Source organism: Reichenbachiella carrageenanivorans (assembly GCF_025639805.1).
GTDB classification, from domain to species: domain Bacteria; phylum Bacteroidota; class Bacteroidia; order Cytophagales; family Cyclobacteriaceae; genus Reichenbachiella; species Reichenbachiella carrageenanivorans.
This window is the reverse complement of the sequence record NZ_CP106735.1, coordinates 3,915,505-3,938,249: the sequence shown is the minus strand read 5'-3', so window position 1 is coordinate 3,938,249 and position 22,745 is coordinate 3,915,505. Positions and strand designations below refer to the sequence as shown.

The following is a 22,745-nucleotide window of genomic DNA, read 5'->3' as shown; positions in this document are numbered from 1 at the left end:
TTAGTCTTTTTTATCGAGTAGGTGATACCTGTCATAAAAGGTTACTATTCCTGATTCAGTTTTTTGACCATTGTTAAAATTGTTGCTATGGCAATCGTTTCTCCTGTTTCGTCATAGACGTCCACTAAAAACTTCACGATACCTTTAGCGATACCGTCTTTCTTTTCTTGATCTATTTTTTCCTTCACTGTTAGGCGTACGCCAATAGTCGTACCTGCATAAACAGGTTTTGTAAATCTGCATTCTTCCAATCCGTAATTAAGTAATACGGGGCCTTTTTTGGCTTGTACAAATAGTCCTGCCGCTGCCGATAGGATGAAGTAGCCATGGGCCACGCGCTGCTCGAAAATGGTGCCGTCGAGTGCGGTCACATCGGTATGTGCATAAAAATGATCCCAGCTCACATTGGCAAAGTTCACAATGTCGCTTTCGGTTACGGTGCGCTTGGCAGAGATATAGGTTTCGCCTATTTGCAGTTCTTCCCAGTGCTTGCTAAACGGGTGCGCTATATCTTCCTTGTATGCACCTCCATATTGGTACACGTTGGTGATTTCGGTGACTGTAGTGGGATGGCCTTGTACAGCGCATCGCTGCATGTAGTGCATCACGCCTCGTTTGCCACCCATTTCTTCGCCGCCACCTGCTCTGCCGGGCCCTCCGTGGGTTAAGAGTGGTAGGGGCGACCCGTGCCCAGTACTTTCTTTAGCAGAATCTTTGTTGAGTGCTAAGATCCTTCCATGGTGTGAGGCCGAACCTAATACATATTGTTTGGCAATTCGATCATCTGCCGTCACGATAGAAGAACACAAAGAACCGAGTCCTTTTTTAGAAATGGCGATGGCTTCGTCTAAATTTTTGTAGGGCAAAATGGTACTCACAGGGCCAAAGGCTTCGATTGTATGGACTTCCTCACTAGTCATTGGGTGTTGGTTAACTAGGAGCGTAGGAGAGATGAAGGCTCCTTTGTTTTTATCTGCTCCCATCACTTCGAAGTCATCGTTGCTATATACTACCTCAGATGATTTTTTCAGCGCCTCTATTTGCTGTTTTACTATTTCAACCTGTGTATGATTGATTAATGCGCCCATCCGAACCCCTTCAACATCAGGGTTACCAATGGTGGTTTGGGCTAGTGTTTTACTTAGGGCGGCTTGTACATCTTCTATTAATTTTTCTGGAACGATAATTCGTCTAATAGCGGTGCACTTTTGACCGCATTTTATGGTCATTTCTTTTTTTACCTCTTTGATGAAAAGGTCAAATTCGGGAGTGCCAGGTACTGCATCTTCACCCAAGACAGAGGAATTTAGGGAGTCTGCCTCCATCGTAAATGGCACAGCATGCTCTACCAAATTGGGGTGTTGTTTCAGTAGACGACCAGTCTTGGCGGATCCTGTAAAGGTTACTACATCTTGCATTTCTATATGGTCTAAGATGCCTTTGCCAGATCCTGCAATGAGTTGTAAGGCTCCTTCAGGTAGAATTTTCGAATTGATGATTTCTTTAACCATCAGCTCTGTGAGGAAGCAGGTTTGTTCGGCAGGTTTTATTACGGCTGGCATACCTGCAAGCCAGTTGACGGCCACTTTTTCTAACATGCCCCAGATGGGGAAGTTGAAAGCATTAATGTGTACTGCTACGCCTTCTTTGGGTACCATGATATGCTGCCCCACAAATGAACCTCCTTTAGATAAAGGAGCAGTTTCTCCATCTATATAGTAGGCTTCGTTGGGGAATTGCCTCCTGAGACTGGCGTAGGCAAAGAGGTTGCCGATACCGCCTTCTATGTCTATCCATGAGTCTACTCTGGTAGCACCAGTTGCTTTGCTGAGTTCGTAGAATATTTCCTTTTTGGCGTGTAAGTGCATAGCGAGTGCCTTGAGCATCAGACCTCTTTCCTGAAAAGTCATTTTGCGTAAAGCGGGATTGCCTACAGCTCGACCATAAGCTAAGATGTCTTTGAAATCTAAACCTTTGACTGAATGGGTGAAGATCGGTTCGCCTGTAATGGCATGATGTAAGGCTTCACCGTCTCCAGTTCCGGTTGTCCATTGTCCTTGGGTGTAGTGTTGTATTTTTTGTGGCATTTGGTTATTTAGTTCTGGGTTCATGAGTTATTTGGTTGTTGTATGTAACCTTTGCTCTTTTTTTAAACGTCTCATTATTCTAATTGAAAACTTGTTTTAGTGATCTGCTTTTTTCATTTGCTGGTTTCTTTCCAAGTTTTAAAATTAATTACCTGTTCTGGTCTGTTGGGTTCTGCTGTTGTTAGCGGTTCACATATTTTCAATGTATCCATGCATTCTTTTGGCAAGGCTTGATAGAGCTGAGTGCCTTTCGTTTTCCATGCGATCATATCGTCTGTTACCTCTTTGATTATCTTGGCGGGGTTGCCAGCGACTAGGCTTCTATTTGGGATTTTCATTTCTCCTTTTACAAAAGTGAGTGCACCTACAATACATTCTTTACCTATCACTACATGATCCATCAGTACGGCGTTCATACCGATGAGCGAATTTTCTCCTACTTCAGCACCATGAATGACAGCACCGTGACCGATGTGTGCCCCTTTTCTGAGGTAGACAGTGGTGCCAGGAAACATATGAATGGTGCAATTTTCTTGAATATTACAACCGTCTTCAATCACAATCTTGCCCCAGTCGCCACGAATAGCTGCTGCTGGCCCAATGTATACGTCTTTGCCGATGAAGACATTGCCCGTCACTGTAGCCTGTGGATGCACAAACGCACTGGGGTCAATAACTGGTTTTAAGCCTTTGAACTCGTATATCATTTCTTTGTTTTTGATTCTTTAATATCAAATTATGCCTTTTCAAGTATAGCTGCATAGCCTTGTCCCACACCAATGCACATGGTCACGAGTGCATATTTTTTGTTTGTCAATTTCAATTCTAAAGCTGCTGAATAGGCGATTCTGGCACCCGTCATCCCTAATGGGTGACCGATGGCTATGGCTCCGCCGTTTGGGTTGATCCTAGGGTCGTCGTCTGCTAAACCCCATTCCCGAATGCAAGCCAGACTTTGTGCGGCAAATGCCTCGTTGAGTTCGATCACACCTAGATCTGCCATAGTCAACCCAGCCTTGTCGAGTGCTTTGAAAGTAGCTTTAACAGGACCTATTCCCATGATTCGAGGTTCAACGCCCACGACGGCTGAAGATACGATGCGTGCCAGTGGTTTTAAGTTATGCATTCTGACGGCTTCTTCTGAAGCTACCAATAGGGCTGCTGCACCGTCGTTGAGACCAGAAGCATTTCCTGCCGTTACTGTTCCATCTTTTTTGAATGCGGGACGAAGGCTTGCCAGTCCATCCAAGGTAGTGTCGCCTTTTATGAATTCATCTTCACTGAAGATTATGGAATCTTTTTTTCTTTGTGGAATGGATACTGGGACAATCTCTTGTGCAAAGCGTCCTGAGGCTTTGGCTGTAGCTGCCTTTTGCTGTGACCGAAAAGCATAAGCATCTTGATCCGATCGGCTGATGTTAAATTTTTCTACTAAGTTTTCGGCGGTCATCCCCATGGCATCCGTGCCATATTGTTCATGTATTTTTGGATTGATAAATCGCCAGCCAAAACTAGAGTCATACATTTGAGCATCCGTACCAAATGGCTTTGCTGATTTGGCAATTACCAGCGGACTGCGTGTCATATGCTCTACACCACCAGTGATAAACAGGTTGCCGTCGCCAGCTTTGATGGCTCGGTTGGCTTGTATGATGGACGAAAGGCCAGATGAGCACAGCCGATTGATAGTTTCACCAGGTACAGAAAAGGGAAGTCCTGCAAGTAGTGCAGCCATTCGGGCTACGTTTCTATTGTCTTCTCCTGCTTGATTGGCACAGCCTAGTAGGCAGTCATCGATCAAAGCAGGGTCTAGTGATTGGTTTCGAGCCATCAATTTTTGGATTACATGTGCAGCCAAGTCGTCTGTACGAATGGTGCTCAAAGTACCTCCAAATTTGCCAATAGGTGTTCTGACTCCGTCTATGATATATGCGTCTTTCATAATTTATTCACTCCAGTGCGTGTCTTTTCTAAATACAGTTCCTTTGAATAATGCTACTATTTCATGGTGTTGGTTGGTGACTGTAATGCTGTAAATCCCTAATCGATTGGAGAGGTTTTCTTCTTTGGCTATAGCCGTAAGAAGGTCGCCTTCGTGTACGGCTTTGGTGTGAGAGATCGACGTCTCGATAGAGATGGCATGTTTGCCTTGTGAGTTGGCCGCAAAGGCAAAGGCACTGTCGGCCAGAGCATAGGTTATGCCTCCATGTGCTATGCCAAACCCGTTGAGCATGTCGCCTGTTACGGTCATACATATTTGAGAGAACCCCAGTTCGATTTTCTCTAAACGGATGCCCAGCCACTGACTGAAAGTGTCGTGGGTGAGCATGTGTTTTACTATGGATTTGGGATTTGTCATCAATAGAATTTTTTATTTTCTCTGACCATTTTGCGAAGTAATGGACTGCATCGATAGCGGTCTTCTAGATACTCGTTGTAGAGGCTGTCCATTTGCTTGACACATTTGTCTATGCCATATTCATCAGCCCATCTTAGCAAGCCTGCGGGATAGTTTACGCCCTTGGTCATGGCTAGGTCGATATCTTCTTTGCTGGCGATGTTCCAAAACAGGGCATCAGCAGCTTCATTGATCAGCATGACCAGAATGCGGTTGAATATTTTTTTGCCTAACATTTGATTGAAATCAGGCTCTGGCTGGGTTGTGCCTTCGGAGTAGTTGTAGTAACCTTTACCTGATTTTCTTCCTAAATAGCCAGCTTCAGCCATACGCTTTTGTGTGAAGGCGGGTTTGTATCTAGGGTCGTAAAAGAAGGATTTGAAAACGGTTTCTGTGACGGTGTAGTTGATGTCGTTGCCGATGAAGTCCATAAGAGTGAAGGGACCCATTCTGAACCCTCCAATTTCTGTCATGGCCCAATCGATGGTAGCCACGTCTGCGATACCTTCTTCGAGGATTCTCAAAGCCTCACCATAAAATGGTCTGGCTACACGATTGACTATAAATCCAGGAGTGTCTTTGGCTAAAACGGTGATTTTGCCCCAGTTGTTGATGGTTTTTCTAGCTGTTGAAACCACCGCTTGATCGGTTTGAATGGCAGGAATGATTTCTACCAGAGGCATGAGAGGTGCAGGGTTGAAAAAGTGAATGCCAAGTACTCGATGTGGCTTTTCGCTCGCACTGGCGATAGCCGATACAGAAAGTGAGGAGGTATTGGTAGCAAGGATGCAGTTTTTGTTGACGATGGTTTCTAGTTCTCTGAAGATTTGTTTTTTGATGCTCAAATCTTCAACAATTGCTTCTATGATTAGGTCACAGTTTTCAAAGGCCTCTAGTTGCCCCGTAAAGTGGATACGGTCTAAGATAGCTCCAGCCTCTAATTTGGATAGGTTGCCTTTTTCTACTAACCGAGCCAATATTTTATTTAAGCCCTGTTGGGCTTTTTGTAGCATGGTATTGCTACTGTCTAGTAAGACCACTTCATGGCCAGCAGTAGCAGCTACCTGTGCGATACCGCTACCCATGGATCCTGCGCCGATGATTCCTATTATTTTCATTTTTTAGATACTAGATGTTCAACTCAAGGTTTTATACAAAAAAGTTTTTCGATTTTTTGTACTTAAGTTCCAGTAAATTCAGGTTTTCTTTTTTCTAAAAAAGCCTGAACGCCTTCTTTGTAATCGTTGGTTTTTCCTGCTTTGGATTGATAGATTTCTTCTTGGTCTAGTTGGTCGTTTAGGTTGTTGGTCAATCCAGCATTCAAAAGTTTCTTAGTATAGACCAAGCCTAGTGTTGGCATTTTTGAAATGGTTTTTGCAATGTCGAAAGCTGCAGATTCAAATTCTTCTGTAGAGAATACCTTGTAGAGCATGCCTAGTTTTTCGGCTTCCATTGCTGATATTTTGTCGCCCAGCATCATTAAGGCACTCGCTTTTTGGAAGCCTATGAGTTTGGGTAGGAAGAAGGTGCCTGCGCTGTCTGGAATTAAGCCTATTTTGCTAAAAGCTTGTATGAAAGTGGCTGTTTCTACGGCTACTATAATGTCGCATGCTAGAGCCAGATTGGCGCCAGCACCTGCGGCTACACCATTGACTGCACAGATGATTGGCTTTTCTATTTCTCGAATGCGTCTAACGATGGGGTTGTAGTGCTCTGCAACTATGTTTTCGATAAAGGGTGCTTCTGAGGCGGTCACTTCTGCTAAATCCTGACCAGCACAAAAGGCTTTGCCATTTCCAGTAAGGAATATGGCTCTTACGCTTTTGTTTTTTTCACACGTATCGAGCAGGTCTTGAAAGCCAAGTGCCATTTCACGGTTGAAACTATTGAAAACGTCTGGTCTGTTGAATCGAATGATGGCAATGCCGTCTTGGATGTCGTATTGTAGGGTTTGGGTCATTGTTGTTTTAATGTTTTAGATGCATTTAAAATAATCGAACGGTTCTAAGCAGTCTAGGCATTTGTACAGTGCCTTGCAGGCAGTAGAGCCAAATTCACTCACTAGTACCGTGTTTTTGGACTGGCATTGCGGACAAGGTACCGTTTCCTCTTCGAGAAATAATGCCCGTTTCGACGTGCTGCCTTGAGGAGGTGCGATCCCATAGGCGAGGAGTTGTTTTCGTCCGTGTTCGGTGAGCCAGTCGGTTGTCCATGCTGGCTGCAATACCGTTTTCACCGTTATCTTTTCGTAGCCATTATCTATTAGACATTTTTTGATGTCCGCTTCTATACTATTCATAGCAGGGCAACCTGAGTAGGTTGGTGTGATGGTTACGGTCACATAATCCGTCACGTCTATGTGTCTGATCACACCCATGTCTACTACCGATAGTACGGGAATCTCAGGATCCATCACAGTGCGGAGCAAGTTCAATATGACGGTGGGCGATATGGTTTTCATGTCTACCATTCTGCTCCAGGGTAGGCTCGTTGTAGATGTTGCATTTCGGCCAATAAGTAGCCCAAGTGTTCTGAGTGAAGACCGTTTTTGCCTCCCGTTTGATTCCACGTTTCGGTAGGAAGGGTTAGCGTAGCTTCACGCAAATGATTGGTAATTTCCTTTTTTACGATTTCTTCTATTTTGCTCAAGTCAGCGCCAATGCCATATTGTGTCATGTTTTTATCTAATGTATCAGGAATCACGCTTTCGAAAGCGTAGGGCCAGAAATGATCCAAAGCGGCTTGCGTTCTTTCGTGACTTTCGTCTGTGCCGTCGCCCAAGCGAAATACCCACTGACCACTCCACCGTTTGTGATAGGTTACTTCTTTCTGGCTCTTTTGGGCGATACCAGCTAGTGTTTTATCTTGGCTTGTCGCCAATTCATTAAGCAAATGAAAATGAAACACATCGAAGAAGTACTGTCTTATGATGGTGTACCCAAAATCAATATTGGGTTGCTCTACCAAAAGGAGATTTTTGTACTCTCGGTCATTTCGGAGGAAAGCAATATCGTCTTCGCTCTTCTTGCTACCAGTTAGCTCAGCGGCATATTGGTAGTAGTTTCTGGCCTGACCAATCAGGTCCAAAGAAATATTGGTCAGTGCGATGTCTTGCTCTAGCACAGGGCCATGTCCGCACCATTCGGCTAGTCGCTGACCAAGAATCAGACAGTTATCTGCCAATCGCAGGGTGTAATCATAGGTGTCTTGTTGTGTAGCCATCTTACATGTTTTTTAGTTCGTCGGGTAGGTTGTAGAAAGTAGGGTGGCGGTACACCTTGCTTTGTGCGGGCTCGAATAGCTCGTCTCCTTGCTCTGGGTCAGAGGCAGTGATTGTGTTGGATGGCACTACCCAAATGCTCACGCCTTCACTTCTTCGGGTGTATACGTCTCTGGCATTTTCTATAGCCATTTCTGCATCTGTGGCGTGGAGGCTACCTACATGCTTATGGTTGATACCTGATTTGCTTCTGATAAATACTTCCCAAAGGGGCCAGTTTTTGTTACTCATGGTTGTTGTTTTTTTGGGGGTTATGCTGCTGTTTTTTTCCTTTTCTTTTCGGTGTATGCCAATGCGGCCTCTCGTACCCATGCGCCATTGTCGTGTGCTTTGTTTCTGGCGGCTAGTCGCTCTTTGTTGCAGGGGCCATTGCCTTTTACTACTGCCCAAAACTCATCCCAGTCGATAGAGCCAAAATCGTAATGTTTCGTTTCTTCATTCCATTTCAAATCAGGATCAGGGATTTTGATCCCTAGGATATCGGCTTGTGGCACCGTGGCATCAATGAATCGCTGACGAAGTTCGTCGTTGGTGAATCGTTTGATTTTCCATTGCATGGATTGTGCAGTATGTGGTGAGTCTGCGTCATTGGGGCCAAACATCATAATAGAGGGCCACCACCAGCGATTGAGGGCATCTTGTGCCATGGCTTTTTGCTCAGGTGTACCATTGCATAAGGTGAGCATGATTTCATAACCTTGTCTTTGGTGAAAGCTTTCTTCTTTGCACACTCGTACCATGGCTCTGGCATAGGGACCGTATGAGCATCTACATAGTGGTACTTGGTTCATGATGGCGGCGCCATCTACTAGCCAACCGATGGCACCCATATCTGCCCAAGTGAGTGTGGGGTAATTGAATATGCTGGAGTATTTGGCTTTCCCTGTGTGCAGCTGTTCTAGTAGTTCGTCTCGTTCTACGCCTAGTGTTTCGCAGGCACTGTAGAGGTATAGGCCATGCCCAGCTTCGTCTTGTACTTTGGCTAGGGCGGCTACTTTTCGCCGGAGCGAAGGGGCACGAGTGAGCCAGTTGCCTTCTGGTAGCATACCAACGATCTCTGAGTGGGCATGTTGAGAGATTTGCCTGATTAGTGTTTTGCGATAGTCATCGGGCATCCAATCTTTGGGTTCGATTTTCTCTTCGGCGTCTAGCTTACGCTGAAATTCCTTTTCTAAATCTATCGTGTTCATCTTTTGGGTCTTTGTATAAATTTACTGAATATCCTGTTCACTAACCAATGGCTAGTTTTCGTCGAAACTGAGTATGATACGGTCTGTTTTTGGACGAGCCTGACAACTCAATATATACCCTCGTTCTATTTCGTCTTGCTCCAAGGCATAGTTGATAGCCATGTCTACTTTGCCCTCGATTACTTTGGCTTTGCAGGTGCAGCATACACCTCCTTTGCAGGCGTAGGGGAGATCTGCCCCTTTTTTTGCGGCAGCGTCGAGAATAGAATCGTTGCTGCTGTAGTCGAAATCCATTTTTACGCCATCGATTTGGATGGTGATTTTTGCTTTTACTTCTTCGTAAGTTTCTTTTATACTATGCTCACTTTTACCAAGTTTTCCTACAGGACTGGTAAATAGCTCCATGTGTATTTTGGATTTGTCAATATCCAAATCTATCAATGCCGATTGGATGGCTAGCATCATTGCTTCAGGGCCACAGATGAAAATCTCGTCTGCCGATTTTAGGTCTACCACATTTTTGTTTAGTGCATGTACCTTTTTCTGATCGATCCGACCTTCGAATAAAGGGATTCCAATGTGCTCTTGACTGAATATATGGATGATGTTGAGTCGGTTGATATATTTGTTTTTCAATCCTTCGATTTCCTCTTTAAAAACCATGCTATCTGTACTGCGGTTTGCATAGACGAGGGTGAAGGTGCTTTGGGATTCTGTGTCCATCACGGCTTTCATAATAGAGATAATAGGAGTGATGCCACTGCCGCCTGCAAACCCAACATAGTTTTTTGCTTGTGTTGGATTCAGCTCGGTGTTGAAACTGCCAGAAGGAGGCATGACTTCTAGCACGTCACCAGCTGTCAGTACTTCATTGGCATATGTGGAAAAAGCGCCGTTAGCTATTTTTTTGATAGCTACTTTGAGTTTGTTTTCCTTTGGACTGGTACAGATGGAATAGGATCGGCGTACGTCTTCTTCATTGATGATTTTTCGCAAGGTTACATGCTGTCCTTGTTTGTGCTCAAACAAGGATTTGTTTGCGTCAGGGATATCAAACTCTAAAGAAACACAGTCGTCTGTTTCTTTGATGAGTTTCGATATGGTAAGTGGGTGAAAATGGTGCATTTTATTTCGGGATCATGTTGTTCGTTTCGATGTAGGTCTTGAGCTTGCCTGAGGCTATGATGTCGAGTATATCCTCATCGTTGGCTAGACGATCGAGTATTAGGTCTTGTTGGATGCCTCGGCGTACGGCATCACTATATGGCGTATGGGTAAAGGAGACCATAGAGTACTGAGGTATGAATTGGTCAGGGAATGCTTCATAGAGTGCATGTTCGATTTGCTTTCTTTTTAGAAACCATGCTTGCCCAACAAGGTCTCTCATTTCTATAAAATTCTTTAAAGCCAGATCGGAGATGGCGTCTGCGTCTGTTTTTCTTTTGGTTTCAAATGCTGATAAAATAGTAGGCCAATCACCTCCATGTTTATCCAATAGTTCATCTAAGATAGTTACATCCTCAAAGCCTGCGTTCATACCCTGACCATAGAATGGAACAATGGCATGTGAGGCATCACCAAGGATGGCTACTTTGCCTTTGTGACTCCATGGGAAGCATTTTATGATTACCAAAGGTGAAGTAGGGTTTTTACAAAACAACGTGGTTAGGTTAGGAATCAGTTTGAGTGCATCTGGAAATTTGTTTTTGAAGAAACTTTGTATTTTTTGTTCTTTATTCAGTTTTTCAAATGAATGGTCTCCCTTGTAGGGGAGGAAAAGTGTGCAAGTAAAACTGCCATCTGGGTTTGGTAAGGCAATCAGCATATGGCTGCCTCGAGGCCAAATGTGTAAGGCGTGTTTTTCCATTTGAAAGGTTCCTGCTTTAGCTTCTATACTCAGTTCTTTGTAGTCGTGACTGATGTATTCTTGTGAGAAACTGAAATGCTTGAGCTTTTGCATAGCAGATCGAACAGCTGAAAAAGCTCCATCTGTTCCGAAAATCAAATCGGATTTGATGTGTGTTACTTTTTTGTTTGGCAGTTCAAAACTAGCCGACGGTGTATCTAAATCGATATCCACACATTTGTGATCAAAATGGAAATGAATGTTTTCGTATTGATCGGCATGATCTATAAGGATCTGATTCAGTCCTGTGCGTGAAATGGAGTAGATGGCTTCGTCTGCTTTGCCATAAGGCTGAAACGTGAGCGATTCGTCTGTGCCGTGTATCATTCGTCCTTTCATGGCAATGGCTGCTTTTCTCACTTGGTCGCCTACACCTACTAGATCGAGAGCTTTCCAGCCTCGGGCGGAGCAAGCCATGTTGATGGATTTTCCAGCTGAAATGGTAGTCTTTCTAAGATCAGATCGCCGCTCGTATACGTGGACTTGATAACCTCTTTTGCCTAGCAAGGCAGCGAATAAGGCACCCACAAGGCCTGCGCCCACTATGGTTACCTGCTGGCTCATGATTTTTGGATTCCGTTCATTAAGAGGCCAATGATGGTACTTTTTACTGCTTCTACATCCATGTCTCTGTTGGCATGGTACCAGTGTTGTAGCCATCGGATAGATGATAACATGGTATATAGAGCGATTTTAGCGTCGGTCGCTTGCACGGAACCGTCAGCTATGCCTTGTTCGATGATGTTAAGAAATTGATTCTCATAACTGCGTCTTTTAAGGAGGAAGTCACTTCGCTCTGGTTCTGTCAGATGGCGCCACTCATCGTTCATTACACTGGCCAATGGTGAACTCATGGCATTGATTTCTACGTGAAGTAGAAGAAGTTCTTTGATTTTATCTATAGGAGTTGCGTCAGTGGCATTAATGAGCACCATTTTAGAAGTATAGGTGTCGGCCAGAGAAGAACAGATTTGAGAAAGTATTTCTTCTTTACATTTGATGTGATTGTATAGACTAGCGGCTTCTACCCCTACTTTGGCAGCCAAGTCTCGCATGGTTGTGGCTGCGTACCCTTTCTCCCGAAACAGTGTAGCAGCTTCTTCTAGTATGATCTGTTTTTTGCTCTTCTTTGGTTTGGATTGTCCCATCTTCTATAAAACTAACAATTGTTAGTTGAATAGAAAAAGATTGATACACTTAACTTTAAAAGTTTTATCTGAATGGCTGGTAGCTTACCAGCCATTTCTTTCAGCCAAATTCATAATATGTGCCAAGTGATGATCGCAATGCCAAGCATACAGTGCTATGTTTTGATGTAATAGTATCTCGCGTTTAGATTCTGGATGGATAAATGTTTTTTTCAAATCTTGTTCAGTGAGGTTGTTGAGCATGTTACTCCATTTTAGGTGCAAGGCGGTCAGCAATAATAGAGAAGGCTCGATCGCGTCGTATTTGGCATCGCTGAGCTCAGCCCAAGCCTTTTCGTCATATGCTTTGATGGTAGGCTGGTGTTCAGTCAGTGTCCATTTGAATCGCACATAGCTATTTATGTGGCTGTCGACTAGGTGGTGTATGACTTGACGAATGGTCCACCCGTCGGGTCGGTAGGAGGTATTCAATTGCTCGTCTGTGAGATATTTGACGCTTTCTCTCAGTATCTGAGGAAAATGGCAGATGGTGTGTATATGATTGTCAGTATCTGCCTTTGAATAGCTGGTTGGAAACTGAAATTTACCAATTGGATATTTCAATTTTTCTAGTTCTTCTTCACTCATGTTTTTCTTTTTTTGATAAAGAAAGCAGAAACCTTTGAAGAGAACTAGGCTATTCTTTGAGAAGAACTAATAGGTTAGATTAGTTTATTGCAAGGTTTAAAAAAGGTTGGAGAGTTTCATAGCAATAGACATATCTCCATCTACTTTGATTTTGCCCATCATAAACGCACCCATGGCATTCATATCGCCCGACATCAGTTTGTTGAAATTGCTCAGACTCATACGTACTGTACAGTCGGCTTGTTCGTCAACATTGGATACTACGTTGGGTGAGACGGAGTCGTTTAGGAAAATTACCCCTTCGTCGAATTGAAATTTAATTTTAGAACCAATAGCGCCACTTTTTTTTGTCGCTAGGTGTTGCACTTTGGATGTTGTTTCTTCTAATGTCATGTCAAATGTTGTTTTTGGGGATGAGTTGTATTTCAAAAAGTTTGGGCCACCACTTTCCTGTGATATAATATTTACCTAAATCTTTGTCGTAAGCTATACCATTTAGCACATCATTTCTTCTGCCATAGTTAGCAAAATCAAAAATGCCTTCTAAGTCCAGTATGCCTTTTACTTTGCCACTGATAGGGTCAATGATATAGATCAAATCTGTTTGCCATCGGATAGCGAATAGATCACCATTGATGTATTCAAGCTCATTTAGGAAGTCTACTGGGCCTGTCTGATCATATACTTCTATCTGACGAAGCTCGGTAAAGCTTACTGGATCCATAAATCTGAGTCGATGCGAACCATCACTCATGATGAGCGTGTCGTCTTTGGTTGTCATGCCCCAGCCTTCGGTGGCGTAGGTGAATTGGCCAGTTTGTTCTAGGCTATTTTTGTCGAAGATAAAACCAGTTCTAGCCTTCCAGGACAGCATATATATATTGTCGTTGACCAGACCAATACCTTCTCCGAAGTATTGAGAGGAAAGTTCGGTTGATTGAATTACTTTCCCAGACATTATATCCACCTTTCTTACTGAAGAGTGGCCTTTTTCTCCTGTGCTTTCATAAAGTTGTCCATTGTCTACCAGCAGGCCTTGAGTGAAGGCATCTGGATCATGTACATAGGTGTTGATGGTGCGATAGGTGTATGCCACAGGTTCTATGTCTGAAAATAGCGTGACACTGTGCCTTTTCTTTTCCTCTGTACCATTGGATAAGAACACAGATACCAGTAGATTTTTTTTACCAGGGGTTTCATTGGATGTATTCCAAGCGAGTGGGTTGGTTAGTATATTTCCGTTGGTTGAGATGCTTACGGAGTCTATTTGAATAGTTGGATCATTGGAGGAGATTTTAAATTGAATGGTATCTCCAACAGTCATTCGAGCACCATTTCTGGGTTGTTCGATTAGGCTGATATTTTTTATTCTTGGACTGGTCGACTGATTTTCTTTTTTATTTGTATCGCATCCAAATAAGGAGGATAACAGTAAAATATTTAAGAAAAATAGTGATTTGAATGGACTCATTTTAGATTCTTGAATTAAGCAGGGCAATTATATAATGATTGAACTGCTTACAAAAATGAATTATGCATTAAATCATGTAAGTTCCGAAAGGGATTCATTAAATTTAGCTTGAACCTTAAGAATTTTTATTTTCTAAACTAATTATTTATGAAACGAATACTTGTTCCTGTTGACTTCTCAAAGGAATCTTTGAATGCTTTGGATGCCGCACATTCATTAGCAAAAGACACAGATTCGGAGATTTTGGTTCTTCATATTGTAGAAGATCCAAATATTGAGTCTATGAAAATTTCGGGAGAGGCTCATTACGACCCTATGGAGAATGTCTTTGTGAAGCTTCTGTTGGATAAGACAAAACAGAGACTAGAAGCCCTTGTGAATGATCCTAAAATGGCTGATATCAAAATCACATATAAAGTAGACATTGGTAATGCTTACTCTTCGATAGCAAAAAATATAGCAAGCCACAAAGCGAGTCTTATTTTTATGGGGTCTCAAGGTGCCTCGGGCTTACAAGAAATTTTAGTAGGGTCTGTTGCCGATAAAACGGTGCGATACGCTACCTGTCCAGTGATCGTGGTGAAAGACAAATGTGAGCTAGGCAATATAAAGGATATTGTTTATGCTTCAGACCTTAATGATGATCATGTACAGATTATAGATGACTTAAAAGAAATGCAAAGTCATTTTGGAGCTAAATTACACTTGCTGAAAGTTTTTAATTCTGAGTGGACTACTGTAGCAGAAGCAAAGAAGCGTGCAGATGAGTTTGTAGACTATTTTGGCTTGACGGATTGTTCAGTTGCGGTAAAAATGTCTAGCGATATGGCTGAGGCCATTTTGGATTATGCTTCGGAAATTAATGCTGGAATGATTGCCATTGGTACACACGATAGACACGGACTGCTTCATTTGATAGCAAGCCACGTATCTAAAAATGTCGTGAATCATGCCCATCGCCCAATCTGGACTAAGGCTATAAGGTAAGCTTATTTTTTAGGGAATGTGATTCTCATCAACTTAGGTATAGTAAGTCCTTGGTAAAGCACAGAGCAAACTACTACCGTATAAGTCATGGTGATAATCACTTCCTTTCCTTCAAACTCAGGTAGTGACAAGGATAATGCAATAGGAATACCACCTCTCAGTCCTCCCCAAGCTAGTACATGTATCGTGTTTTTCTCAAAACTTCGATAAGTACTCATGGCTGCAATAGGCAAACTCACACTTACGTATCTGGCAAACAATACAATGTTGAAGGCAAAAAATCCTGCAGCGAAATAGTCAAGTCTCCAAGGAATAATCAGCATTTCCAACCCAATAAGTACGAATAGCATGGCGTTTAGAGTTTCTTCTACTAAGTGCCAAAATTTGAAGACATAGTCTCCAGCGGCACTTGTGACATGCCCGCTCTTTCCTTCGTTTCCAATGACAAGGCCCATGACTACTACGGCCTGCTTGGCCGATACGTGTGCAAATTCTGCTAGTTGAGTACCAGCCATAACTAGGGCTAAAGTCATCAATACTTCTACTTCTACTTCGTCATTGTCAATGTATTTTAATATTCTATAACCGAGATATCCCAAGAATAGGCCAATTACAATTCCTCCAGTGATATCTGTGCCAAATACCCAGACGATATCTACGATGCCCAAGAAGTGGTCTTCACCAGCGTGAGCCAAATCAAGCAGTGTAAGTGTAATAACCACAGCGATGCCATCATTAAATAATGATTCTCCTGCAATTCTGGTTTCTAAATTTTTAGATAGGCTGTATTTTCTGATAGTAGCTGTGACGGCTATCGGGTCGGTAGGAGAGATCAAGGCCCCAAATACCAAACAATACATGTAATCCAACGGGATATTGATCCACTGTAATAGGTAGTAAACGGCCGAACCAATGATGAAGGTAGAGATCAGTACACCGACGAGTGCCAGTATGAGTACAGGGGTGCGTTCCTCTGCAAGTTTTTTGAAATCAATTTGGAGTGCTCCAGCAAAAAGCATAAAGCTCAATACTAACTGATACAGAACCTCGTGATAGTCGTAATCGGCTAAGATACGCTCAGTGCCTAATTTGAATTCTGGGATAATTTGTTCTATGATCAACAAGGCAAGAGAAAGCCCCAGAGCCAATATCATCAGCCCAACAGAAGAAGGGAGTTTCAAATAATAGGTGTTGACGTAGATAAAGATGCCCGCTAAGCAAATAAACAGGGCTAAAATATCTAAAATGTTCATGCTGTTGTATTAAGAATGTCCTGATGTTAAAGTGGTGGTGGTTACTTTTCCATTACAATATTAATACAAATCGTGATGTATTTTGACCGCTATATTAATTAAAAAAATATAAAAAATTCAACATTACGTATTAAATAAAGAACATTGAATTGCCTATAGTATTTGAAAAATACAAATATTACGAATAAGATATTTGTATCGGGTTTTGTGTGTTTAACCTATTTGATATCATTATAAAATAACACTTATGCATATGAGAACTGAAATTTTGAAGGCTTTTGAGGTATTGGAGCAAAATAGGCTTGATTTATTTCGCCGTTTGGATGGGGTAGATTCTGGGTTTTTGACGATACCCGAAAAGGAAGGCTTGTGGTCAGTCAATCAAGTGTTGACTCATTTGTCTATTTCTGAGTTGGGTACACTGCGTTATGTAAAGAAGAAAATGCAAGGGTTGGATTCATTGAAGTCACGTGATGCATTTTCTCAGTTGAGAGCTGTGTTTTTAAAATGGATGCTAAAATCATCGTTAAAATTCAAAATGCCTAAACAGCTGCCGCCACCAACTAGCGATATCTCGTATGAGGAATTGAAAATGCAATTTTCTAAACATAGAGAAGAACTAAGAGTTTTGCTTGAGTCATTTCCAGAAGAAGGGTTGGATTTATTGGTTTTTAAACACCCGTTTGCAGGACGATTTTCTTTGCTTCAGACAGTGGCTTTTTTGGATCACCATTTCAGTCACCATCTAAAGCAAATAGATCGCATTCTAAGGGAGGTTGAGGATAGGGGTAATTCGAAGGATTAATTGTGATGCTGTTTTTTCAAAATTGATTTATATCTAAAATAGCAAACACACAATGTCCCAATGGAGAAAAATAACAGAATAGAAACCATAGCTAGTAATTTTTATTTGTCTCAATTATTCAATTTACTGATAATCTGCGCTTTATCAAAATATATAGACTAATGTATGTTTTGCAGTGTCGTATGTTTTGAAATGATAAATTTGTGATCTTAAATTGCATGATAACTTTTTATTACACTGATATGACTTCTATGACTCGTAAATCGCATTTTGCCTTAGCTCTTTTCTTTTTGCTATTAACTGTCGTTGGATGTGGTTCTGAAAAGAAGGAACAACAGGCATTGTTTGGAGAGGTCATGCTAGTACATGACGACGTGATGCCTAAGATGGATAAACTAAGAGGGCTCGCCCAAGAGTTGTCTCAGCAAGCGGATTCCTTGATTGCCGATTCGTTAGCTGATCATTCTACTCAAGTGGCTGAGATAAGAAGCCTTTCTGAGCAACTCACCAATGCAAATGAAGGCATGATGGTGTGGATGCGAAATTTTGAGCAAATAGAAGATGGGACTCCGCATGACGAAGCAATGCAATATTTGACTGAACAGCGTAAACTGATCCAGCAAGTGAAAGACGATATGCTAAATGCTAAAAAAGAAGCCGAAGCATATCTTTCAAAAGACTAATTGCAGTTGGCTAAGGCCTTTTCCACTTTTGAAATATTAACCATTCCGTATTCGTTACCCCACGTGTTGGTGATGTAGGTCATTATTTCGGCTATTTCTAATGGAGTGAGTCGAGGGTTGCTAGGCATCTCTCCGTTGTAGGTGATGCCATTCACTTCTATAGGGCCATTTAGGCCATGTTTGATGCTACAGATTACCAAATCCATTTCTGAGGTGATGAAATCTGTCGTGAGCGGAGGAATGAGTTTGCCTAGTCCTGTGCCGTCTTTTTGATGGCAATTCAAGCAATGAGCTTGATACAATTGTTCTCCTTGGAATAAGTATTGGTCATATTTGATTGCCTCACGTCCCGAATAGCGATTGTCTGAGCGACAACTGAACAATAGAGAGGATAGAAACAAACCAAAAATGAAAGCAGCGGTTCGGATCATTTTCGTATTTCTTTGAGGAGTACCGATATATCAGCGAGCAATAAATCTACTTGGTTTTCCATGGTTCCATCATATACGCCACGTATTCTGCGTTGATTATCTATTAATAGAAAGGCTCCGCTATGAATATACCCTCCTGGTGCTTCGCTATCTTCGCCAGCAGTTACCATATAGCTCTTTTCTCCAATGTGGTAAATGTCCTTTTCTTCTCCTGTCACAAAATGCCACTTGGCACTATTCACACCTAAAGCATTGGCATAGTCGTGGAGTACTTGCACGTTGTCATATTTAGGATCGATGGTGTGTGATAATATGGCAACCTCTGGAGTGTCTTCAAATTTTTCATACACTCTGAGTAGTTGCTTTTTCATTTTTGGACAGATGGTAGGACAAGAAGTAAAGAAAAAATCAGCTATATAGATTTTATTTTTGAAAGTCTCGTTGGAGATCAATGTACTGTCTTGATCATAGAAAGCAAAATCAGCGATCATGTGATCTACTGTATCCATGACTATTTGTCCGTTCACTTCTTTTTCTACGATTTGTTGCCTGCCCATTACAGGGAGTTCGTTTTTGCCATAAGGCTGACTACAAGAAAGGAGAATTGAAATCAGAAGAAGGGATGGGAATGTGTTTTTAATCATTTCTTATTTTTTTATAAATCTTAATGCCGAGCATGAGTAATATGCCGATAAGGACAAGGCCAATGACTCCCCATATCCAACTCAGTGTGCTCTTGAGTACCACGATAAATACGATGGCAAAGAGAAAAAGTGTGGCTACTTCATTCCAAATGCGTAATTGAACAGAGGAATATTTGAATAAGCCTTTTGTCATTTGAGTATACAGTTTTTGACAAAGGATGTGGTAAAGAAATAATCCAATCACAAACAAAACCTTCAGGTGAAACCATGGCATAGTCCAGAAACCACTTTCTATGGCTAGCCATGTACCTGCTATAAGTGTGATGATAGCAGAAGGCCATGCGATGATGTACCACAGTCTTTTTTGCATCAAAAGCAATTGCTCTAGTAGGATGCTCCTTTTAGGCTCTTCTTGATGGTGAGCCTCTGTCGTATAAATGAATAACCTGACCATATAAAATAAGCCGGCAAACCAGGTGACAACAAAGATGATATGCAGGGATTTTAAATATAAATAGGTCATTGCGCTAAATCTGCCGCAAATATAAATCTGATGTATATAAACCCAATGCCATATGGAAATAAAGAAAAATCTACTGTCACTTCAAGTAGTGGTAAGCCTTTATTAGGGTGTTTATATAATCAGTTGATAGAAATCACAATATCACAAACATATGAAACACAACGGAGCAGATATACTATTAGAGTTTGGTGAAAAAATTCTTTCATCTAGTCAAATCATTTACCAAAAAGATGATTACGTGTTTAAGGCTAACGAACCGTCAGACTTGATTTACTTTATAGAAAAGGGGAGTGTGAAGGTGGCTAAAGAAGGGAGGGATGGAGAAGAGGTCGTTAAGTCTATTTTGAGTGAAGGTAGTGTGTTTGGGGAGATGTCTTTGGCAGGGCAGCCTAGGCGGACAGAATATGCTCGTGTTATGTCAAAAGATGCTATTGTACGTGTGCTAGTTGTACGTGAGTTGTTAGACGCAGCCAAATTAGACGAAACGCTATTTGCTTATATACTGGGGCTTATGGGGCGTAGAATAGAAAAGCTCGATAAGCGTATGGAGGCGATTACTTCGAAAGATTCTCGAACTAGAATTGTAGAATTTTTGAAAGAATTGGCCATTGAAAGTGGACAGAAAGTAGGTTTTGAAACCTTGATTCAAAACAACTTCACTCATAAAGATATTGCTAATCTGACCGGCACTTCTCGCCAGACGGTGACAACTACTTTAAATCAACTTAAAGAAAAAAACGTCATCAATTTTGATCGACGACGTATTTTGATTCGAGATGTGAATTTGCTCGTGTAGGCGGTCTTACTTTTTCTTAGCCTTAGTTGTTTTGGGTTTTGTAGCTTTCGGTTTTGTTGCTTTGGCGGTAGTTTTAGCGGGGGCTTTTTTCTTAGCTGTTGCTCCACGGCCTTTTTTATCTGGAGTTTTCTCAGCCAGATCTACACATTCGGCATAGGTCAGCTCTGTTGGTTCTTTGTCCTTAGGGATTTTTACATTTTTCTTTTCAAACTTGATATATGGCCCCCATCTGCCATTAAGTACTTGTACATCAGGGTTTTCGTCAAAACCTTTGATGAATTTCTCGGCATCAGATTTTCTTTTTGCCATGATCAATTCAACCGCTTCATCAGCGGTGATCTGCAATGGATCCATATCCTTGGGGATAGACACAAATTTGCCATCGTGACGGATATATGGACCAAACCTACCGATGGCTGCTGTCATGACTTTGTCTTCTAATTCACCTACTTGACGAGGAAGTTTGAATAACTCCAAAGCATCTTCCAAAGTGATGTTGTCTAAAAACTGTCCTTTTCTTAGGCTAGCATATTTAGGTTTTTCAGCTTCTTCATCTTCGCTGGTTTCTCCCATTTGTACCATGGCACCAAATCTGCCCATGCGAGCGATAATAGGTTTTCCTGTGGCAGGATCATCACCTAGCTCACGTACTTTACCTATTTCAGATCTTTCTACTTGCTCAGTCTCTTCTACCGTTTTGTGAAATCCTCCATAAAACGATTCGATCATCGCATTCCAATTTTTCAGCCCATGAGCGATTTCGTCAAATTCCTTTTCTACGTTGGCCGTAAAAGAGTAATCGATCACATTAGGGAAGTAGTCTACCAAAAAGTCATTGACAATCATGGCAATGTTGGTAGGGAAGAGTTTGTTCTTTTCTGCGCCAGTGATTTCAGTTTTTTCACTTGACACTACTTTGTCATTTTGTAAAGTAATTTCGGCGTATTTTCTTTCGTGCCCATCTCTTGCTTCTTTGACAACGTATTCACGTCGTTGAATGGTGGAGATAGTTGGAGCATATGTAGACGGCCTTCCGATGCCCATCTCTTCCATTTTCTTCACCAAGCTTGCCTCAGTATATCTGGCTGCATGACGTGTAAAGCCTTCTTTAGCCTTCATGATATTCAAATCCAGATCTTGTCCGATTTCCAAAGGAGGCAACATGCCTTTGTTTTCTTCTTCCTCGGTATCGTCGTCTGTAGATTCGGTATATACGGTCAAGAAACCTTCAAACTTCACCACTTCACCAGTGGCTGTAAGGTGTTCTTTTCGAGTAGATATGCCTATGGTAGCTACTGTTTTTTCTATTTCAGCATCCGCCATTTGTGAGGCAATGGCGCGTTTCCAGATCAGTTCATAAAGCCTTCTTTCACTGTCGTCGCTACCAGCAGATCGGTCAGAGAAGTTGGTTGGCCGAATGGCTTCGTGAGCTTCTTGTGCTGAGGCATTTTTGGTTTTGTATTTTCGGGTTTTTACGAAATGCTCACCGTAGCTGCTAGTAATTTCATTTTTAGCACCTGCTATAGCTTCGTCAGATAGGTTCAATGAATCAGTTCTCATATAGGAGATTTTACCAGCTTCGTATAGTTTCTGAGCTACGCTCATGGTACGAGCTACAGAAAATCCTAATTTTCTACTGGCCTCCTGCTGTATGGTAGAGGTGGTAAATGGAGGTGCAGGTGTTTTTTTTCCTGGCTTTTTCTCCAAATTTTTAATGTCGTACGAAGCACCTACACAGTCATTTACAAATGTTTCGGCTTCTTCTTTTGTTTTGAATTTAGCAGGCAGTTCGGCACTGAGTATTTTACCTTTATCTAAAGAGAATTCTGCAGTGACCTTGAATGCGGATACGGCCTGATGCGCATCAATTTCTCGCTCTCTGTCTACGACCAGCCGTACGGCTACAGACTGAACCCGTCCTGCAGACAAACCTGTTTTTATCTTTTTCCAAAGAATAGGAGAAAGCTCAAATCCGACCAAACGATCCAGTACGCGTCTGGCTTGTTGCGCATTCACTAAATCTACATTGAGTGCACGAGGATTATTGATGGCCTTGCTGATTGCATTTTTAGTAATTTCATGAAATACAATTCGCTTGGTTTTGGATTCCTCCAATTTCAAAGTCTCTTGTAAGTGCCAAGAGATGGCTTCTCCTTCGCGGTCATCATCACTTGCTAGATAGATAGTGTCGGCGGCTTTGGCTAATTTTTTTAAGTCTCTAATGACTTCCTTTTTGTCTTTAGATACTTCATAAGTAGGGGTAAACCCGTTTGCTATGTCGATGGCGTTATTGCCTTTTTGTAAGTCTCGGACGTGGCCGTAGCTAGATGCTACTTTGTAGTCTTTACCCAAATACCCCTCGATCGTTTTCGCCTTGGCGGGCGACTCTACTATTACCAGATTCTTCGACATAGAATTCAAAATTAATTCCTAAAAGCGCCAAAGATGATTAAAAAAAATTGATTTTAGCAAATACGAAAATTAGATTTCTAAATAAATTGCCCATTTGTAAGACG

At 41.9% G+C, this 22,745-nt stretch carries 25 protein-coding genes; 4 read left to right on the top strand and 21 right to left on the bottom strand.

Annotation, left to right across the window (positions count from 1 at the left end; all coding sequences use genetic code 11):
* Positions 1 to 44: 44 nt before the first annotated feature.
* From paaZ to N7E81_RS15955, 16 genes are all read right to left on the bottom strand, one after another.
* Complete coding sequence (paaZ, locus tag N7E81_RS16030) at positions 45 to 2,111, bottom strand: phenylacetic acid degradation bifunctional protein PaaZ (RefSeq protein WP_263050610.1); 2,067 nt, start codon at positions 2,109 to 2,111, stop codon at positions 45 to 47.
* Positions 2,112 to 2,200: 89 nt separating this feature from the next.
* Positions 2,201 to 2,794: an acyltransferase gene (locus N7E81_RS16025; protein ID WP_263050609.1), complete on the bottom strand. Its 594-nt coding sequence runs from the start codon at positions 2,792 to 2,794 to the stop codon at positions 2,201 to 2,203.
* Between the two features lie 29 nt (positions 2,795 to 2,823).
* Positions 2,824 to 4,029: a 3-oxoadipyl-CoA thiolase gene (gene pcaF, locus N7E81_RS16020; protein ID WP_263050608.1), complete on the bottom strand. Its 1,206-nt coding sequence runs from the start codon at positions 4,027 to 4,029 to the stop codon at positions 2,824 to 2,826.
* 3 nt (positions 4,030 to 4,032) lie between these two features.
* Entirely contained in the window at positions 4,033 to 4,446 is a 414-nt protein-coding gene (paaI, locus tag N7E81_RS16015; protein WP_263050607.1) for a hydroxyphenylacetyl-CoA thioesterase PaaI, read from the bottom strand.
* Positions 4,446 to 5,603, bottom strand: a complete 1,158-nt coding sequence (locus tag N7E81_RS16010) for a 3-hydroxyacyl-CoA dehydrogenase NAD-binding domain-containing protein (RefSeq protein ID WP_263050606.1) — start codon at positions 5,601 to 5,603, stop codon at positions 4,446 to 4,448. Before N7E81_RS16010 ends, paaI begins: the two co-directional genes overlap by 1 nt.
* A 62-nt stretch (positions 5,604 to 5,665) precedes the next feature.
* Positions 5,666 to 6,445 (bottom strand): enoyl-CoA hydratase-related protein, encoded by a 780-nt coding sequence (locus N7E81_RS16005; protein WP_263050605.1) that lies wholly within the window; start codon positions 6,443 to 6,445, stop codon positions 5,666 to 5,668.
* A gap of 15 nt (positions 6,446 to 6,460) precedes the next feature.
* Positions 6,461 to 6,946, bottom strand: coding sequence for a 1,2-phenylacetyl-CoA epoxidase subunit PaaD (gene paaD, locus N7E81_RS16000; protein WP_263050604.1), 486 nt, complete (start codon positions 6,944 to 6,946; stop codon positions 6,461 to 6,463).
* 2 nt (positions 6,947 to 6,948) lie between these two features.
* Positions 6,949 to 7,707: a 1,2-phenylacetyl-CoA epoxidase subunit PaaC gene (gene paaC, locus N7E81_RS15995; protein WP_263050603.1), complete on the bottom strand. Its 759-nt coding sequence runs from the start codon at positions 7,705 to 7,707 to the stop codon at positions 6,949 to 6,951.
* 1 nt (position 7,708) lies between these two features.
* Positions 7,709 to 7,996 (bottom strand): 1,2-phenylacetyl-CoA epoxidase subunit PaaB, encoded by a 288-nt coding sequence (gene paaB, locus N7E81_RS15990; protein WP_263050602.1) that lies wholly within the window; start codon positions 7,994 to 7,996, stop codon positions 7,709 to 7,711.
* A 20-nt stretch (positions 7,997 to 8,016) separates the two neighbouring features.
* Positions 8,017 to 8,955 carry a 1,2-phenylacetyl-CoA epoxidase subunit PaaA gene (paaA, locus tag N7E81_RS15985; RefSeq protein WP_263050601.1) on the bottom strand — a complete coding sequence of 313 codons (939 nt, stop codon included), beginning with the start codon at positions 8,953 to 8,955 and terminating at the stop codon, positions 8,017 to 8,019.
* A 51-nt stretch (positions 8,956 to 9,006) separates the two neighbouring features.
* Positions 9,007 to 10,080 carry a 1,2-phenylacetyl-CoA epoxidase subunit PaaE gene (gene paaE / locus N7E81_RS15980; protein WP_263050600.1) on the bottom strand — a complete coding sequence of 358 codons (1,074 nt, stop codon included), beginning with the start codon at positions 10,078 to 10,080 and terminating at the stop codon, positions 9,007 to 9,009.
* Position 10,081: 1 nt separating this feature from the next.
* Positions 10,082 to 11,425: an FAD-dependent oxidoreductase gene (locus N7E81_RS15975; protein ID WP_263050599.1), complete on the bottom strand. Its 1,344-nt coding sequence runs from the start codon at positions 11,423 to 11,425 to the stop codon at positions 10,082 to 10,084.
* Positions 11,422 to 12,009 carry a TetR/AcrR family transcriptional regulator gene (locus N7E81_RS15970; protein WP_263050598.1) on the bottom strand — a complete coding sequence of 196 codons (588 nt, stop codon included), beginning with the start codon at positions 12,007 to 12,009 and terminating at the stop codon, positions 11,422 to 11,424. Before N7E81_RS15970 ends, N7E81_RS15975 begins: the two co-directional genes overlap by 4 nt.
* An 84-nt stretch (positions 12,010 to 12,093) precedes the next feature.
* Positions 12,094 to 12,636, bottom strand: a complete 543-nt coding sequence (locus N7E81_RS15965) for a YfiT family bacillithiol transferase (protein ID WP_263050597.1) — start codon at positions 12,634 to 12,636, stop codon at positions 12,094 to 12,096.
* Positions 12,637 to 12,732: 96 nt separating this feature from the next.
* Entirely contained in the window at positions 12,733 to 13,029 is a 297-nt protein-coding gene (locus tag N7E81_RS15960; protein ID WP_263050596.1) for an SCP2 sterol-binding domain-containing protein, read from the bottom strand.
* Position 13,030: 1 nt separating this feature from the next.
* Positions 13,031 to 13,960 carry a glutaminyl-peptide cyclotransferase gene (locus N7E81_RS15955; RefSeq protein WP_263050595.1) on the bottom strand — a complete coding sequence of 310 codons (930 nt, stop codon included), beginning with the start codon at positions 13,958 to 13,960 and terminating at the stop codon, positions 13,031 to 13,033.
* Positions 13,961 to 14,254: 294 nt separating this feature from the next.
* Here N7E81_RS15955 and N7E81_RS15950 point away from each other — a divergent pair, with 294 nt between their 5' ends.
* Complete coding sequence (locus N7E81_RS15950; protein ID WP_263050594.1) at positions 14,255 to 15,094, top strand: universal stress protein; 840 nt, start codon at positions 14,255 to 14,257, stop codon at positions 15,092 to 15,094.
* A gap of 2 nt (positions 15,095 to 15,096) precedes the next feature.
* Here N7E81_RS15950 and N7E81_RS15945 read toward each other — a convergent pair whose 3' ends face one another.
* The gene (locus N7E81_RS15945; RefSeq protein ID WP_263050593.1) at positions 15,097 to 16,347 is read right to left on the bottom strand and encodes a cation:proton antiporter; all 1,251 of its coding nucleotides are present in this window, start codon (positions 16,345 to 16,347) and stop codon (positions 15,097 to 15,099) included.
* Between the two features lie 253 nt (positions 16,348 to 16,600).
* Here N7E81_RS15945 and N7E81_RS15940 point away from each other — a divergent pair, with 253 nt between their 5' ends.
* Both N7E81_RS15940 and N7E81_RS15935 read left to right on the top strand, forming a co-directional pair.
* The gene (locus N7E81_RS15940) at positions 16,601 to 17,152 is read left to right on the top strand and encodes a DinB family protein (protein WP_263050592.1); all 552 of its coding nucleotides are present in this window, start codon (positions 16,601 to 16,603) and stop codon (positions 17,150 to 17,152) included.
* A 251-nt stretch (positions 17,153 to 17,403) separates the two neighbouring features.
* Positions 17,404 to 17,835: a hypothetical protein gene (locus N7E81_RS15935; protein ID WP_263050591.1), complete on the top strand. Its 432-nt coding sequence runs from the start codon at positions 17,404 to 17,406 to the stop codon at positions 17,833 to 17,835.
* On the opposite strand, the gene N7E81_RS15930 is transcribed toward N7E81_RS15935, so the two are convergent.
* From N7E81_RS15930 to N7E81_RS15920, 3 genes are read right to left on the bottom strand one after another with little or no spacing between them, the layout of a single operon-like run.
* Positions 17,832 to 18,266 (bottom strand): c-type cytochrome, encoded by a 435-nt coding sequence (locus tag N7E81_RS15930; RefSeq protein WP_263050590.1) that lies wholly within the window; start codon positions 18,264 to 18,266, stop codon positions 17,832 to 17,834. The two genes, N7E81_RS15935 and N7E81_RS15930, sit on opposite strands and share 4 nt — an antisense overlap.
* Positions 18,263 to 18,910, bottom strand: coding sequence for an SCO family protein (locus tag N7E81_RS15925; RefSeq protein WP_263050589.1), 648 nt, complete (start codon positions 18,908 to 18,910; stop codon positions 18,263 to 18,265). The genes N7E81_RS15930 and N7E81_RS15925 overlap by 4 nt, the downstream gene beginning before the upstream one ends.
* Positions 18,903 to 19,433 carry a CopD family protein gene (locus N7E81_RS15920; RefSeq protein WP_263050588.1) on the bottom strand — a complete coding sequence of 177 codons (531 nt, stop codon included), beginning with the start codon at positions 19,431 to 19,433 and terminating at the stop codon, positions 18,903 to 18,905. Before N7E81_RS15920 ends, N7E81_RS15925 begins: the two co-directional genes overlap by 8 nt.
* 151 nt (positions 19,434 to 19,584) lie before the next feature.
* Between N7E81_RS15920 and N7E81_RS15915 the strand changes: the two genes are divergently transcribed.
* The gene (locus N7E81_RS15915; protein WP_263050587.1) at positions 19,585 to 20,229 is read left to right on the top strand and encodes a Crp/Fnr family transcriptional regulator; all 645 of its coding nucleotides are present in this window, start codon (positions 19,585 to 19,587) and stop codon (positions 20,227 to 20,229) included.
* A gap of 6 nt (positions 20,230 to 20,235) precedes the next feature.
* Here the strand turns inward: N7E81_RS15915 and topA are convergent, their stop codons facing one another.
* A complete protein-coding gene (topA, locus tag N7E81_RS15910) occupies positions 20,236 to 22,641 on the bottom strand; it encodes a type I DNA topoisomerase (RefSeq protein WP_263050586.1) in 2,406 nt (801 codons plus the stop codon).
* Between the last annotated feature and the right edge of the window lie 104 nt (positions 22,642 to 22,745).

Excerpts from the sequence above, each read along its gene's own strand:
- paaZ (WP_263050610.1), bottom strand. The coding sequence starts at position 2,111 with ATGAACCCAGAACTAAATAACCAAATGCCACAAAAAATACAACACTAC.
- N7E81_RS16025 (WP_263050609.1), bottom strand. The coding sequence starts at position 2,794 with ATGATATACGAGTTCAAAGGCTTAAAACCAGTTATTGACCCCAGTGCG.
- pcaF (WP_263050608.1), bottom strand. The coding sequence starts at position 4,029 with ATGAAAGACGCATATATCATAGACGGAGTCAGAACACCTATTGGCAAA.
- paaI (WP_263050607.1), bottom strand. The coding sequence starts at position 4,446 with ATGACAAATCCCAAATCCATAGTAAAACACATGCTCACCCACGACACT.
- N7E81_RS16010 (WP_263050606.1), bottom strand. The coding sequence starts at position 5,603 with ATGAAAATAATAGGAATCATCGGCGCAGGATCCATGGGTAGCGGTATC.
- N7E81_RS16005 (WP_263050605.1), bottom strand. The coding sequence starts at position 6,445 with ATGACCCAAACCCTACAATACGACATCCAAGACGGCATTGCCATCATT.
- paaD (WP_263050604.1), bottom strand. The coding sequence starts at position 6,946 with ATGAAAACCATATCGCCCACCGTCATATTGAACTTGCTCCGCACTGTG.
- paaC (WP_263050603.1), bottom strand. The coding sequence starts at position 7,707 with ATGGCTACACAACAAGACACCTATGATTACACCCTGCGATTGGCAGAT.
- paaB (WP_263050602.1), bottom strand. The coding sequence starts at position 7,996 with ATGAGTAACAAAAACTGGCCCCTTTGGGAAGTATTTATCAGAAGCAAA.
- paaA (WP_263050601.1), bottom strand. The coding sequence starts at position 8,955 with ATGAACACGATAGATTTAGAAAAGGAATTTCAGCGTAAGCTAGACGCC.
- paaE (WP_263050600.1), bottom strand. The coding sequence starts at position 10,080 with ATGCACCATTTTCACCCACTTACCATATCGAAACTCATCAAAGAAACA.
- N7E81_RS15975 (WP_263050599.1), bottom strand. The coding sequence starts at position 11,425 with ATGAGCCAGCAGGTAACCATAGTGGGCGCAGGCCTTGTGGGTGCCTTA.
- N7E81_RS15970 (WP_263050598.1), bottom strand. The coding sequence starts at position 12,009 with ATGGGACAATCCAAACCAAAGAAGAGCAAAAAACAGATCATACTAGAA.
- N7E81_RS15965 (WP_263050597.1), bottom strand. The coding sequence starts at position 12,636 with ATGAGTGAAGAAGAACTAGAAAAATTGAAATATCCAATTGGTAAATTT.
- N7E81_RS15960 (WP_263050596.1), bottom strand. The coding sequence starts at position 13,029 with ATGACATTAGAAGAAACAACATCCAAAGTGCAACACCTAGCGACAAAA.
- N7E81_RS15955 (WP_263050595.1), bottom strand. The coding sequence starts at position 13,960 with ATGACTGTTGGAGATACCATTCAATTTAAAATCTCCTCCAATGATCCA.
- N7E81_RS15950 (WP_263050594.1), top strand. The coding sequence starts at position 14,255 with ATGAAACGAATACTTGTTCCTGTTGACTTCTCAAAGGAATCTTTGAAT.
- N7E81_RS15945 (WP_263050593.1), bottom strand. The coding sequence starts at position 16,347 with ATGAACATTTTAGATATTTTAGCCCTGTTTATTTGCTTAGCGGGCATC.
- N7E81_RS15940 (WP_263050592.1), top strand. The coding sequence starts at position 16,601 with ATGAGAACTGAAATTTTGAAGGCTTTTGAGGTATTGGAGCAAAATAGG.
- N7E81_RS15935 (WP_263050591.1), top strand. The coding sequence starts at position 17,404 with ATGACTCGTAAATCGCATTTTGCCTTAGCTCTTTTCTTTTTGCTATTA.
- N7E81_RS15930 (WP_263050590.1), bottom strand. The coding sequence starts at position 18,266 with ATGATCCGAACCGCTGCTTTCATTTTTGGTTTGTTTCTATCCTCTCTA.
- N7E81_RS15925 (WP_263050589.1), bottom strand. The coding sequence starts at position 18,910 with ATGATTAAAAACACATTCCCATCCCTTCTTCTGATTTCAATTCTCCTT.
- N7E81_RS15920 (WP_263050588.1), bottom strand. The coding sequence starts at position 19,433 with ATGACCTATTTATATTTAAAATCCCTGCATATCATCTTTGTTGTCACC.
- N7E81_RS15915 (WP_263050587.1), top strand. The coding sequence starts at position 19,585 with ATGAAACACAACGGAGCAGATATACTATTAGAGTTTGGTGAAAAAATT.
- topA (WP_263050586.1), bottom strand. The coding sequence starts at position 22,641 with ATGTCGAAGAATCTGGTAATAGTAGAGTCGCCCGCCAAGGCGAAAACG.